Source organism: Clostridium lamae, assembly GCF_033043255.1.
Lineage (GTDB): Bacteria > Bacillota > Clostridia > Clostridiales > Clostridiaceae > Clostridium > Clostridium lamae.
The window spans coordinates 40,344-55,766 of sequence record NZ_JASCQJ010000008.1; the positions used below are offsets into that span (position 1 = coordinate 40,344).

Annotated in this window: 12 protein-coding genes; all 12 read right to left on the bottom strand. The window is 29.5% G+C overall.

The window, feature by feature from the left end; all coding sequences use genetic code 11:
* Positions 1–3: 3 nt before the first annotated feature.
* Positions 4–1,227, bottom strand: coding sequence for a phosphopentomutase (locus QK892_RS06120; protein ID WP_317272652.1), 1,224 nt, complete (start codon positions 1,225–1,227; stop codon positions 4–6).
* Positions 1,228–1,489: 262 nt separating this feature from the next.
* Positions 1,490–2,653: a YhfX family PLP-dependent enzyme gene (locus QK892_RS06125; protein ID WP_317272653.1), complete on the bottom strand. Its 1,164-nt coding sequence runs from the start codon at positions 2,651–2,653 to the stop codon at positions 1,490–1,492.
* A gap of 12 nt (positions 2,654–2,665) precedes the next feature.
* The gene (locus QK892_RS06130; protein WP_317272654.1) at positions 2,666–3,772 is read right to left on the bottom strand and encodes an aminotransferase class V-fold PLP-dependent enzyme; all 1,107 of its coding nucleotides are present in this window, start codon (positions 3,770–3,772) and stop codon (positions 2,666–2,668) included.
* Positions 3,773–3,782: 10 nt separating this feature from the next.
* The gene (locus tag QK892_RS06135) at positions 3,783–4,658 is read right to left on the bottom strand and encodes a phosphotriesterase family protein (protein WP_317272655.1); all 876 of its coding nucleotides are present in this window, start codon (positions 4,656–4,658) and stop codon (positions 3,783–3,785) included.
* Positions 4,659–4,967: 309 nt separating this feature from the next.
* A complete protein-coding gene (locus QK892_RS06140; protein WP_317272656.1) occupies positions 4,968–6,266 on the bottom strand; it encodes a YhfT family protein in 1,299 nt (432 codons plus the stop codon).
* Positions 6,267–6,383: 117 nt separating this feature from the next.
* Complete coding sequence (locus QK892_RS06145; RefSeq protein ID WP_317272657.1) at positions 6,384–6,740, bottom strand: DUF2620 domain-containing protein; 357 nt, start codon at positions 6,738–6,740, stop codon at positions 6,384–6,386.
* 51 nt (positions 6,741–6,791) lie between these two features.
* Positions 6,792–7,145 carry a PRD domain-containing protein gene (locus tag QK892_RS06150; protein ID WP_317272658.1) on the bottom strand — a complete coding sequence of 118 codons (354 nt, stop codon included), beginning with the start codon at positions 7,143–7,145 and terminating at the stop codon, positions 6,792–6,794.
* A gap of 50 nt (positions 7,146–7,195) precedes the next feature.
* Positions 7,196–8,122, bottom strand: a complete 927-nt coding sequence (yhfZ, locus tag QK892_RS06155; protein ID WP_317272659.1) for a GntR family transcriptional regulator YhfZ — start codon at positions 8,120–8,122, stop codon at positions 7,196–7,198.
* A gap of 111 nt (positions 8,123–8,233) precedes the next feature.
* Positions 8,234–8,800, bottom strand: a complete 567-nt coding sequence (locus tag QK892_RS06160) for a transposase (RefSeq protein WP_317272660.1) — start codon at positions 8,798–8,800, stop codon at positions 8,234–8,236.
* A 179-nt stretch (positions 8,801–8,979) separates the two neighbouring features.
* On the bottom strand, positions 8,980–10,743 hold the full coding sequence (locus tag QK892_RS06165) for a sensor histidine kinase (RefSeq protein ID WP_317272661.1): 1,764 nt from the start codon (positions 10,741–10,743) through the stop codon (positions 8,980–8,982).
* A complete protein-coding gene (locus tag QK892_RS06170) occupies positions 10,718–12,280 on the bottom strand; it encodes a response regulator (protein ID WP_317272662.1) in 1,563 nt (520 codons plus the stop codon). Before QK892_RS06170 ends, QK892_RS06165 begins: the two co-directional genes overlap by 26 nt.
* Before the next feature lie 81 nt (positions 12,281–12,361).
* Positions 12,362–15,418, bottom strand: coding sequence for a glycoside hydrolase family 2 TIM barrel-domain containing protein (locus tag QK892_RS06175; protein WP_317272663.1), 3,057 nt, complete (start codon positions 15,416–15,418; stop codon positions 12,362–12,364).
* Positions 15,419–15,423 lie beyond the last annotated feature (5 nt).

Here is a 15,423-nt window from a genome sequence, read left to right on the forward strand (position 1 = left end):
TTCCTACTGCCTTTCTTTAGAGATAATATTTTTTAAAAAGCTTTCTCCATTCTCTGGACTTCTTACATTAAAATAGTCTGCTACTGTTGCTCCTACATCTGAAAGAGTCTTTCTTTCGCCAATATAGCCTTTCTTTAAATTTTCTCCATAGATCATTATTGGAACCATTTCCCTTGTATGCTTACTATGTCCTATAGTAGGATCATTTCCGTGGTCTGCCATTATTAATAAAATATCATCCCCATGAATAGTTTCCATTAGCTCACCAATTAATCTATCTGCTATCTGTAATTTCTCTGCATATCTATCTACATTTTCAGCATGTCCAGATAAATCAGTTTCTTGTACGTTACAGCAAATAAATCCCCTATCTACTTCCTTTGATACTTCAATAGTTTTCTTTAAAACTTTCTCTGTATCTACCATAGGAATACTTATACCTTTTTCATTTATAACTACATCAGCTACTTTTCCTAGTAAGTAAACTGGAACATTTTCTTCTGATAATATAGTTGATACCTGTGTTTTAGGGTTAACTCCATAGCCTAAATGAATACACTCATATCCAGTATTATAAACTCCAGACTTAGGTGCATTTATCCCAATATATCCATCAACTTTTTCTTCTTCTGCATTTAATATATCTTCTAAAGTTATCTCTCTTCCACCAAAAGTAATTACTCTTGGTACTCTTGCTATTGATCTAACTATATATCCTATTTCTAATACCTTATTGAAAGGAATTAAATCTAAAGCAGAAGTTATATTAAAAGCTTGACCTAAATCACATTCTATATTATCTGCTACAGTAAGAGCATCCTCTACAACAAGATATTTTTCTTTATTTCCATATTTATATTGAACCTTATATCCAGCATCTTTTAATGCCATATAAATTTCTTCAATTTTATTTTTTATAGGCTCTCTAAAAGGCATCTTTGGTTTAGTTCCCATTATTTCTTGATGCCCAAAGAAAGTATCTGCTCCAAAATGAGTTAAATTAGACTTACCATAAGTTGCACTTGGATTTTTCTTCATCCCATTTATTTCTTTACCTAGTATATTTATTAAACCTAATCTTTCTAAGTTAGGTAGCTTTAAATCACTTCTTCTTTCTAATATATGCATACAAGTATTTGAATTAATATCTTGAGGTCTTGTATCTTTCACGTCATCCATTTCTCCTATCCCAAAACCATCAAGAACTATAACTATAAACTTATTCATTTAATAACCTCCTTTTTTTTGTGTGTCCCCAGGGGAAAATCCCCTGGGGATTTTCCCCTGGGGACACAATATAAAAAAAAGAAATTTCAGCAGAGTCGTAACATAAGCCATCCTCTATCATCCATTTCTATTTCTATAAATATTAATTTAATTGTTAAGATGAATTAATAAAATATTCAACAAGCCTAATTTTGCACATCAAAACTCACTGAACTGTTCACTATTCGCTGTTCCCTCTTAACTCTTCACTCTTACCTATTACTTACTTTCTAACTAACTGCCCTTGTGAGTCATAAATACCAATAATCTCTGGCTTTCCCTTTTGTATTCCCTTAACTAAAGCCACATTACTTCTCGTTACAAAAATTTGAGTTCTAAATGCCATTATTACTGTATCAGACACCTTACAATTTTCTGATAACTCAAAATGATAATCTATGCTTTCATCAGTTGGAGGGTTCACCTTAACAAACTTTGAATTATCTATACTTTCTCCAACTAATGCATTTTCCATATGAGATCTTCTATAATGACCTCCCCCATAACAATATCCTTTATCTAATAAGTTATGTGATATTTCACTTACATAAACCATAGCTGGAAGCTCTACCCCATTATTATATTTATGATATGGTGTACTTCCTGTTAAACCATGTCCTGGTTCTCCATGAGTACCACCTTCTTCATATATTTTCTTAATAGAATTTGCACAGGTTGCAGAAGGCATATTGAGCTGTTCTATCTTTATATCAAATTCTCTTTCAAGAATTTCTTTTGCTTCTTTAATAGTATCAATATTATTTGTTCTCTTAATTTCATTAGTTTCTGTATCATATAAGAAACATGGAAATGATGCTACTCCTGCTATATTAATATTCTTAAGTTTAATTAACTCATTTCCAACAGATTTAAGTTCTTCTAATTTAAACCCACCATATTGACCAGAATATAAATTATCATTTTCACCTAATACTCTTAACATAATATTTTGTTTAAGACCAAGCTTTTCACAAGCTTCATTAATTTCTTTAGCCTTCTCTATAGTGTAAACAGTAATATAGTCTGGCCTAGATTTAACTACCTTTTCAACTAAAGCCTTAGGTATTTGAACTAAGTGCCCAACATGTCCAATCTTAATATTATTATTAAGCATAACTTCTGCTTCTCTAAAATCAACAACTACAGCACCTTCATATCCAAGCTTCATAAATTCTTTAGATATAATAGGATTTCTTCCTACTTGCTTAGTCATAAAATAAAGCTTGATTCCATACTTATCTGCTTCTTCTTTTATCTTCCTTGCATTTTCTATTAAAGTATCTAGATCTATGACATAAGTATCTGGTAAAATTAATCCTTCTCTATGGAGACTAAATGCAGCTTGAACTAATTCTTTATTTCTTTCTACAGTCTTTTCAAGAAACACCTTTGCTCCCCCTTACTTATCTTTTCTTACTTCCTCTATTGAACTCTTTAAAATTCTGATTATAGTATCTGCCCCACTTCTCATTGGGTTGATTCTAATCATTCTCTTTTCAAGAGTTGGATCTGCTGCTCTAAATGTTCCAGAAACTCTATACATCATTGGAACAAATTCATATATTGATTCAGAGCCTACTGGATGAGAAGCTGCTCCATACTTAGTAGTTAATTCTAAGATTTCTTCCGCAATTTCCTCTTTAAACTCTACTAAAAGAACCTTAGATTGAGCATTTGCAAGGAAGGCATCCTTTATTTCTGGAATTTCTCCTTCTCTTAATCTTCTTACTAACTCCTCATTAACTTCAGATTGAATTGCTAAAGAAACTGGTGCATATACTAATCCCCTTAACGCTTCCATAGCCTCATGACCTTGCACTTGGCTTCCACCTGAGTAATTTAATGAATAAACCTTATCTATTAAATCCTTCTTACCTATTAATACTCCAACACCTTCTGGTCCTAATATCTTAAAGCAAGAAAAACTTCCAAGATCAGCTCCACATTGATTACCTATCTTTTTTACTTTTAAAGCTGCATAATTATCATCAGTAATTATTCTTATATTTTCATTACCTTCTTTTATTGTTGTTATTACTTCTTCTAACTCATAAGAATCATCTATCTTTTGTCTAGTATTTTGAACTAAAGCTCCTTTAATTTCAGGATGCTTAGAAATTACATTTTTAATATCTTCTAAATCATTAAAATTAGCAGTAATAACATTAAGTCCCATGGTTTCAATAGTAACCTTAGAAGTAGGATAAATTGGTGCATCATGAACTAAAATTGTATCCCCGCTTTTCATAAAACTTATAAGCCCCCATCTTATGGCTCCTGTTCCTGCTCCCCTTACTAATATTGCAGCTTCTGCATCAAATACTTCAGCAAAAACATTTTCTACTTTCTTAGTATAGGTAGGCTTATTTAATCCCTTTACTACCCCTAAATCACCTAGTGATAATATCTCTCTACCATCAAAATGCTTTGTTATAGTATCTATTATTTTAAATTGTAATTTCTTTGCTTCCTCTAAACTTATCGAATGTAATGGGTAAGTTCTCATAAATATCCTCCTATTTAAGGCCATAAATATTTTTTATATTATTAACTAACATATTTTCTACATGCTTGTTAGAGATTTCTTTTTCATATAATCTTGGTAAGAAACTATCTATTAAATAGCTATAACCAAGTCCTCCATTATCCTTAAAATGAGATTTCCTTGTAATATCCATGGATAATACTATTTGATTACTATATCCTCTATCACAAAGCTCCTTTAGCCAGTTTGCTCTATCTTCATCTGGTTGATAATTATTTTTCCCTATTGTATCAAAGGCGATATTAACACCTGTATCTAGCAATCTAAACATATATTCTAAGTCACCACTTAAATCAATATGACTTAAAGTTACTTTAGATAAATCTACATTAAACTTTTTAAATATTTCAATTTGTTCAAGACCTAATTTCCCTAAAGTCGTATGAGTAATTATTGGTTTTCCAGTTTCAATATGAGCTCTTGAAGATGCTTCAAAAACCTTAAGTTCCATATCTTCAATTCTTTTTAAGCTAGTTCCAACTTCTCCTATAACAGCGGCCTTTGTAGATGTTCCATCAATTCCATTTACAATTTCATCAACTAATATCCTTGCCATTTCTTTCTCATTAATTCTATAAACCTCTTCAGGTAAGAAAGGCTCCTTATAATATCCAGTTGCTTGAAGGATATTTAGACCAGTTTCTCTTATAACTTCTGCTACATACTCTGTATTTCTCCCCATGCCTCTATTAGTAACATCTATAATAGTAGAAACACCTTTATTCTTTAATTCCTTAAACTCTTCTATAGTTTGATTCTTATTGTTTAAGAAACAATCCTTATCTTTCTTTACACCAGATAAATCTATTGTTATATGCTCATGAGCATAAATTATTTCCTTCTCCATCTAAACCCCCCCCTTTTTGCTAATGCATAATTGATAATGCATAATGCGTAATTGTAGATATAATTCAGCTAAAGCTGAATTATGAAATTTATAAATTCCGAAGGAATTTAATCATTTATTTTTTCATTCTTTCATTTTATAATTCTTTAATTTTCCTAAACTCCGCAGGAGTTTATTCCCTAATTATGCATTTTGCATTATGCATTATCCATTACTTGTTCTTCTTCATTCTTTCATTCCTTCATTTTTTCATAACTCGGCCAAAGCCGAGTTATTTCATTAATTATCCATTATGCATTATCCATTAACTTACGCTGGTATTACATATAATCCAACTAAGTAAAGTACATTTATTAATATTCCTACTCCAATTGCTCCAACTGGACCAACTGCCATATCTACTATTGGTTTCTTTGAAGTCTTGTTTAATACATATAAGCCAACTACTACGAATAGTCCAAGTCCTGGTGCCATAGCTTGTGCAGCCATCATACCACCTATTAATAAAGCAACTTCTAAAACTTTACTCATTGCTGTTCTTATATTATCTCCACATTTTCTAACTCCTGGGAACTTGTCCATTAATTTAGCTAATCCGTCTAAGAAGAATATTTCTATAGCCATAACTGCAGCTCCAGCTACAAAAGCTAGTATTGGGTTTCCTATTAAGAATCCAACTACAAATACAAATGTCATACCTGCTGGTGCATAAACTCCAGTAGAAATTGCTGTTGTAGCTACTAGAGGAATAAATCCTATACCTCTTGCAAAAGCAGTCATAGCAGCTTCAGTATTTTTTCCTTCTGCTAAAAGATTTAAACTTATTGGGTCTCCAGCTACTAAACTTAAACTAGTTGCTGCTGAAATTAATCCACCCATTAATGCTAATATTGGTAAGTTCTTTTTAATTCTCTTAACTCTATCTTGGAATATTGATACTAAATCAATCTTTGGTGCATTTGGATCTGGTTTTTCTTGTACTGCAAATATAATCATAATTATCATACCAGCAAGTAAAGCCATACCTTCTTTATCTAATGTAATTGTTGCCCCACTACTCAAAGTAAATTTTCCATATATTTCTGTTATTTGTCTAATTATTAAAGCAACTATACCTGTTAATAAACCCTTTTTAGTTCCAAATTGATATGCAACAACTAGAGCTGGGAATACTGCAAAAGCAACAGTAATTGGAGTTCCAACTTGTTTTAATGGTTCTAAGAAGTTAACTGGTAACATTGCAAATAAATCAACTATAAATTGTAATCCGTAAACTATACCTATTCCGTATATAGCTCCTACTACACCTGAAATAATAGTGCCTTTTTTACCACTTGGGCAAAAAGCTCCAATGATATCTGTTCCTAATAAAATACTGTGAATTAAAATGATTGATGCAGCTATTGAAACTGGAATACCAAAACCAATAACTAATCCAAAACTGATTGCAAATGATGTTGCTGCTAAAGCCTTTTTATCCATTCTTCCATCTAAATACTCAGGAACGATTGGTCTAAAACCATCATTAAATACGGCTACTCCTGTGTTAGATAAGATTGCTGCTAGTGCTCCTAATAGTGCAACTACTACATATTGAAGATATTGCATATATAATTCCTCCCAAAATTTTATATTTTTTTATTTAAATTTAATAAATAACTAATCCTAATATTTTTCTTTATACCATCTTTATAATTTGTTTATTTTTTGGCCTTATCATTTACCTTAAAGAATATATTTAAGAATTACTGGTATAACTTCTTCTGCATGTTGTGCTGTAAATCCATAAGCTTTTTTACCTGCATCTACTTCTGCCTTAATTTCTGCTTCTGTTTTAATGTGACCCGGCATTGATACTGTTGCACAATTTCCCATTCCAAGTAATGCAATTGCCATAGCTAGAGCACCACCTCCACCAGTGTTGCAAGCTCCTAAATAAAAATCTGCTGTCCCAGTCTTTATAGCCATTGCAGCTTCTATATCACTTTTTATTTCTATTGTTGCTCTATCGCCTGCAATTTTAGCTGTAATATCAGCAACTTTTTGCTTGTCTATTTGTCCACCAATAACTATTCTTTTCATTTTAATTCCTCCATATTTAAATTATTTATGTATGATTTATTTAATTAATTTTTAAACTTGTGCTAATAATGTGCAAACATGCATTACTAAGAAATTCATTTCTTCTTTTGGAATTTCACCTATTACTTCTTTTAAATCCTTTACAAGATGCATGGACTCATTGTATTTTTCCTCTAATTTAAGAGATTCAAGTATTTCCTCATCAATATCATTTACTATTTCATTCTTGTCCATTCTTCCCAATGCTGAACATAGGTGAGTTATGAACATTGCAGCATTTTCTTCTACAAGTTTTATATTCTTTATATCATTAAAATACTCTATAACCTTTAATACCTTATTATAATTTTCTTCTGATAACATTCCCGATTCCTTGAAAATATTTAATCTAATATCTAATTCCATGACAAACCTCCAATGTACATTTTTTTGTATTTTCATATTGTAAATACCTCTTAGTATTGAGGCATTATTTTCTTTTCCATAACTAGTTCTTGATATTCCTTAACTTCTTCCGTATCTAATACTCTTGAGAAAAGCACGGGAACAATTGAATTTTCCTTATTTGCGATTATTACAGCTTCAGTATCTTTAATATTATTTTTTTCCCTATCTAGAGGTAGAAATTTAATATCATCTTTCCTATCTTGGATATCGTCTAAATTCCAGATAGCTACATCAATTTCATTTTCCTTAATTGCATTAATAAATTGACTATAGTTTAATGTAACATATTGAACTTCTAAATCTTTAAAATATGTTTTAGTTAGCATAAATTGATCTATTGAAGATGTATCTATTCCAACTCTAGTTCCTTTAGTGAACTTTCCATTAAAATCTTTTGCTACTACTATAATATGCTCATTAACATAACTAAAATCACCAAAGGTTTTGACTATTTGGATATTTTTATTATTTTCCAAATAATAATCTGCTGTTAGTCTAGAAGTAACTGCAAAATCATACCTGCCATCTTCTAAAGCTTTTAATCTATGATTAGATCCTCTCATAAAAGCAAGGTTAGTATTAACTCCATTATCATTCAAGCACTTATAAATACCTGTTGCTAGACCTTCATATCTCTTCGAGTAAGGTAATGGCATTACCCCTACTAAGGATTTAATACCAGTTAGCTCTAAAAGTTTTATATAGTCTATTTCCTTTATAAATGTTCCAAGATGCCCCCTAGATTCTAAGGTAACAGCCTCTTCTTGTTTTAAAAACTTTATAGCCGATTGAATGGTTCCCCTAGCTGTTTGATAACTATCAGCAAGCTCTGCAACTGTCTTTATCCTGTCTCCCTTGTTTAAAGGTAAAAACTCTACTGCTAAAGAAGTAATTGCAATTCCAAGTTTCTGCATAAGCTTACTTTGAACATCCATTATATCACTCCCTTGTGAATGTACAATATTTTGTATATTTATAGTAACATGTTATGAATACATTTTCAAGAGTTTTTTGAAAATTTATTTTATTAGGTTCCCCAGGGGAACCTATATTATAGGTATTTTTTTATTAGAAATTATTGCATTTTCAACAAATTCTTTATATCTCTTTTTACTAACAAATCTATCAAGCACTATTTCAGGGTTAATAATATTAAGCTTTCTATTACCAACAAACATTGTATAACTGGACCATTTATATTTCTTAGGATGATCAACTATATTAGCTCTTACAGGATTTAAATGAATATATCTGCTAAGCTCTAGTAAGTGCCCATAATCAGTTATCATTTCATAGAAATATCTTCCTTCAAATAAATGTCCTACACACTTGTATTTTAGATTGTAATAAAGTGCATAAGTAGAATTTAATCTCCTCATTAGACTTGTTAATGGCGCCTTATCTGTTTTTATTAATAGATGAACATGGTTACTCATTAAACAATAAGCAACTACCGTATAATTTAGTTCCTTATAGTATATTAAGCTTTCTTCTAATTTTCCTAAATAAACATTGAAATCTTCTAAATCATTAAATAACTTTTCTTTATGATTCCCCCTTGTTCCAACATGATATATGGCTCCATTTTGCCATTTAATTTTAGGTGTGCTCATACTTGTACTCCTTCAAATTGGTCTTAAATAATTTATCCTACATAACTTCCCATCAATGCTAATTATTTACCTCATAAATATTTTTATTCCTTAATTTGTAAAAAACATATAAAAAGCTGAGAAAGTCTAATAACACCTTCTCAGCTAGTCTTTATTTCTATACTTTTATTCAACCTATTTTAGCTTTTAATTTCTTTTTTAGGAATAATAATGGTTATTGTTGTCCCTTTGTTTAATTTACTCTTTAAACTAATTCCATAATCATTTCCGTAAATCAGTTTTATTCTACTGTCTACATTATTAATTCCTATTCCACTAAAATGCTGGCTTTTATTTTCCTTCTTTTCTTTTACCTCATCAAGCTTTTCTTCATCTATGCCAACTCCATTATCATATATCTCAATTTTAATACTATCATCGTCATTTTCTTTGATAAAAACTTGAATTTCTCCTTCTTCATCTGAAGGAAAGGCATGAAAGAATGAATTCTCTATAAATGGTTGTAATATTAGCTTTGGTATTAAATATTTATAACAATTGGGCATTATAAAATATTCAACCTTTATCCTATCTCCAAATCTTATATTATTAATTAGTACATAGTTTTTAAGGTTTTCTACTTCCTGTTCAATAGTAATAAATTCATCAGTTTTACTAATAGTATTTCTAATCATATTAATAAACGCATCTATTGCACTTACAGCCTTGTCCTTACTTCCTTGCCAAATTAGCCACTTTATACTAGATAAAGTATTGAAAATATAATGTGGATTTATTTGCATTTGGAGTGCATGAATTTCAGCCTTCCTCTTTTCTCTTTGTACTTTTACTAGTTCATCTACATACTTGTTAATATCTTTTATCATATAGTTATACGTTGATGATAATTCTTTTACTTCCTCTGGTCCGCTAACCTCTATAAACTCATCAAAATTTCCATTCTTAACTTTTGACATCTTATCTGCCAATAAATATAAAGGCCTTGTCATTTGTCTTACTAGTAAAAATATACCTGCTAAAATACATAAGGTTATGGAAACACATATGAGAACTATATTCCTAACATCATATATTTTTGATAAAGCCTTAGTATTATCTAATGTCCCACATATAGTTAAATTACAATAAGGTAATCTTTGAATAAATATAGTATTGCCATTTCTTTCATAACTTTTATTCAACTGCTTATTTTCAATTAATTCATTTATTTTCTCTCTAAAGTCTTCTTGAACTTTTCCAAGATTACCTTTCTTATTTGAAGATAATACTGTATTTTTCTCATCAAGCAAGACTATATCATTTATTTCAACTGTAAAATAATCATAAAACTTCTGGAAGCTTCTTTCTTTAATTATAAAATTAATAACTCCATAAGGCTTTTCATCTTGTAAATTCAATGCCTTTGATATAATTATTACAGGTTCATTCATAGTTGAAGATGTTATACCTCTTTCAAGGTACTCATAAGTTATAGTTTTATTATTTTCAATAGATTTTTTATTTATTTCTAGGTCTATTATTTCCTTAGCATCTATTTTTAGAAGCTCTGAGCTATTTAAGTAAGATTGTCCATTTAGTCCAACTACTAAAACACTCATATCATAAGAGTTCGAAGCTAATGCAGACTTCATCTGCTTTTTTAATTCATAAATTGTCTTAGATAATTCCCTTGTAGATAAATTTCCCTCAGTAAAATATGTTCTAAATGCTTTATGAGAGTTTATTGAGTCTATCGTTTTAACTATTTCACTATGAAAATCATAGATTTCATCATTTACTTGATCAAATATTTTCTTTTGAGATTCACTGTAGTTATCAGTAAATATTCCTCTTGAAATATTAATAATAATATATCCCACTGAAAATGAAACACATACTACTCCAATAACTACTACCAATAATATTTTTGCAAATAAACTATTTAGCTTCAGCTTCCTTATCACTCTCTATCACTCCCTGTTTGCAAACTAATCTTCTGTAGTTACTAGGTGTATGCCCTGTTATCTTTTTGAACACTCTACAAAAATAACTATGATCAGAATATCCTACCCTTGAACTAATTTCTGATACATATAGTTTACTATCCTTTAATAATTCGCAAGACTTTTCTATCCTAATCCTATTTAAGTATTCTGAAAACCCTTCCTTGCAATGATTATTAAAATAATATGATAAATAATAGTAATTAAAATTAAAAGCCTTTGATAAATCACTTAATTCCAAAGTCTTATCATAATTCGCCTCTATATATTCTAAAATTACATTAATTCTATCTTCATCTAAGTTCACATTCTTATTAATAAACTCATTTAATTCCAAAACTATTTCTTCAATTACCCTTTTAAATTCTTCTAAATACTGAAGCTTATCAATCTTTTTAAAATAGTTTTGCCTTAATTCCTCTGCTTCTAAATCATAGCTCTCTAAGTTTACTATTAAATTATAAAGTAAATTTTTAACTAGATTTTTAAGCTTATATTCATCCATTTTAGATGATATTGCTAAATCAATATAGTTCTCCATAAAGCTTATTGCAGAAGTAAAATCCTTTCGCTTTAATAAGTTATCATACTTACTTGAATCAAACTTTTCTATTTTTTCTTCTAAAGAAATTTTTTCTGAGTATAATAAAATTTTATTTTCATAGTAAAACTTCAATGATAAGTAAGGAATTAATTTTTTATTATATATTTCTCTAACATTAGCTAAATTATCAAACTTTGAAGTAATTACAAAAAACATATTTTTGTGAATTATTTTATTTTCTATATATTTTTCAATTTCACTAACTATTTTCTTATCCTCATTCATTCTATAATTAATTAAGTATGATAAAACTTCCTCATTTAATATAAACTTAATAAATGCATAGTCATGATTTATCAAATATTCTTCAATTATACTTTTTACTTCTTTTACAGTTTCTCTATTTTTACCATAAGCTTGTTTAATATTTATTCCTAAAAGTCTAAAGCATGTATTAGGGAAAATGGTATAAAAACTATTATTATCAATGAAATCATCAAAGCCAAGAATATACCTTTCAAGTATATTACTATAATACATATCTTCATCTTTAATTAATTCTAATCCTGGAATTCTATCAACAGCTTTATTTAAGGTAACTAATAACTGATTTGGATTTAAGGTAGGTTTTAAAATATAATCTACTGCTCCACTAAGAAGTGTATCTTTTACATATTCAAAATTATCATAACTGCTTAAAATTATAATTTGAACCTCTGGGTATTTTCTTTGAATTACTTTAGAAAAATCCACCCCATTTAAAATAGGCATAACTATATCTGATATTACTATATTAGGTTTTAAAGTTTCAATTAACTCTAATGCTTCTTGACCATTAGTTGCCTCTCCAACTATTGTAAATCCTTCTCTTTCCCACTCAATCATATGCTTCATACCTTGTCGCATTATAAATTCATCTTCCACAATCAGAACCTTACAATATTTCTTACCCATTATACCTCCTCTTAAATCCCCTGGGGTAAATCCCCTGGGGATTTACCCCAGGGGATTTATCCCAGGAGGATAATTACCCTTTTACAACTTAGATATTATAAAACTTAAATCTATATCTTCTTTAGATGAAATAGTAAATTCATCATGCACTAAAGCTCCCCAGCTATCATCTCCACCTACACCCATTTGCTTAGCTATAATTCTAACCCATGTGTAATTAATAGGTGGAAGTTCATATATATGCATTGCATTTTCAAGCTCATAAGCACTATATGGTAATACACTTATTTCAAATGGATTATCAGTATAAGTGAATTTAAGCCCTTTTCCCTGAGAATCTTTTACCTTTAGCCATCTGACATTAGTTCTATTTCCACACTCTTGAGGAATTAAGTATTTTGATAAATTATTCCTAGATGTGCTTTCAAATATTCCAAGTCTTGCACCATTATTACGATCAATATAATTTTCCTCTGGTCCATAACCATAGTACTCAAAATTGCTTAAATTCTTTTTCAATTTAAAGTCCATAGAATATAAAGGTATCTCTGATAATCCCTCTACTCCATCATAATGTATATCAACTTTTATATTTCCATCTGGAGTTACAGTATATTTAACTGTATTACTAGTTTTAACTCTTGTAGGCAGATCAAATTTATAAATTAATGATATTTCTTTATCACTTTCTTCAAATTTAAAGTCAACTAACCTTTGATGTAATCCTGCTATTTGCCAATCTGCAGTTCTAAAATTATGAGCATTTCCTCTATCATTATCAGTTGTAGCTCTAAAGAAAGAAGTTCTTGGAGCTCTTGTTATATATTCCACTCCATCATAACAAAGAGAAATTAATCCCCCTTCTTGGATGGAAAAGATCATCCTAAAGTCTTTACCTACAACCCCTATATTTACATCTCCATGAATAACTTTAAATTCCTGTTCATCAATGCTATTATAACCTTTACATTCATTACAGTTAATCTTGTAAACAGATTGTCCAAAAGCTAATTCATAACCTTTTTTAGCCCATAATTTATCATCATTTAATCTCATACTTACATTATAACTATATTCCCCTTCACTTTCAATTAATGGGTAATTTATAGTTGTATATTTGCTTTCTCCAGCTCCAACATCTACATTATCTAATTTTTCATCAAAAATTCTTACCCCATTCTTCTCTATATAAGCAACAAAATAATAATCCTTTGTTCCTATAAATAAATTATTATTTTTTATAGTTACTCCATTTTTATCTGGAATAATTTCTATATTAGAATAAAGTTTCTTAACCTCTTGTGCTTTTGGAGATATAGTTCTATCAGCATATACTATTCCATCTGTACAGAAACAATAGTCTGTTGCCCTATCATCAAAGTCTCCACCATATGCTAAGGTCTTAACTCCATCCTTTTCTACTTCAATAGCTTGGTCTATATAATCCCAAATAAATCCTCCTTGATACATAGGATATTTATTTTCAAGATCTGTATAAAGCTTCATTCCTCCACAGGAATTTCCCATAGCATGCATATACTCACAACTAATATATGGTTTCTTTGGATTATTACTTAAATATTCTTCAATATCCTTAGGTTTAGCATACATTCTACTTTCCATATCACTAGCATCATCAAATTCTCTATTCCAGAATACCCCTTCGTAATGTACTAATCTTGTATCATCTTTCTTATGGAAGTATTTTGTCATTTCTAAAATATTTTCTCCTGCATATGATTCATTTCCACAAGACCAAATTAATATAGATGGATGATTTTTATCTCTTTCAACCATTGATTCTGCCCTATCTAAAACTACTTCCTTCCATTCTGGTAATGAGCCTGGAATATTCCATTCTGGATCACATGCCCCCATCTTTTGCCAAGAACCATGACTTTCTAGATTTGCTTCATCAATTAAATAAATTCCATATTCATCACAAAGATCATACCATAAAATTTGGTTTGGATAATGTGATGTTCTTACAGCATTGATGTTATGCTGCTTCATAAATTTAATATCCCATAACATATCTTCCTTAGTTATTGCACGACCTTTTCTACAGTTGAATTCATGTCTATTTATACCTTTAAAAACTATTCTTTTACCATTAATATGGATAATATTGTTCTTTATTTCAAAAGTTCTGAATCCAACTCTTTGAGGTACTACTTCAATTAACTTATTATCTTCATCTAAAACTTCAATATATAAAGTATATAAATAAGGTTTTTCTGCACTCCAAGGCTTTACATCTTTAATTACAGAATTAAAATATATTATAGATTTTTCAAGTTTAACATCTCCAAAATCATAAACTAAATTATCATTAGCGTCTTTAAGATAAGATTTAATCTTATAATTTTTATAATTATCTAAAGAAGACATTAATTCTAAATTTACATTTAGATTCCCATTTTCGTATATTTCGTCTAAAGTTGATTTTATGAATATATCCCTTATATGAACTTCTGGAATTGCATATAAATAAACATCTCTAAATATTCCTGAAAATCTCCAGAAGTCTTGATCTTCTATCCAACTTGCACTACTTCTTTTATACACTTCTACAGCTAATTTATTTTCTTCATTTTCTTTTATATAATCAGTAATTTCAAATTCTGAAGGTGTAAAAGTATCTTCACTATATCCAATAAACTTTCCATTTATCCATACATAAAAAGCAGTTTCCACTCCTTGAAATGATATAAATACCTTCTTTCCCTTTAATTCATCTTTCAAATTAAAATACTTCACATAACTTCCAACAGGATTGTACTCCTTTGAGATATGGGGAGGTCTAAGCTCCTCTACTCCATCCCAAGGGTACATCGTGTTAATGTACTGACGCTTATCATAGCCTTGCATTTGAATGTGTCCTGGAACATCTATATAATCAAAGCTTCTACAATCATAATCTTCCTTGTAAAAATCTTTTTCTCTTCTTTCTGGGTTCACAGCATAAGAAAATTTCCATTTTCCATTTAAATCTTGCTTTAATGGCATATCATATCCTAATGATATATCTCCTAAATTTTCATAGAATAAATGATCTGAATGTGCATCTAATCTATTTACTCTGAATACTTCTGGGTTTTCTAGCCATTCTAATGTTGGCTTAATATCTTTTGACATTTTCC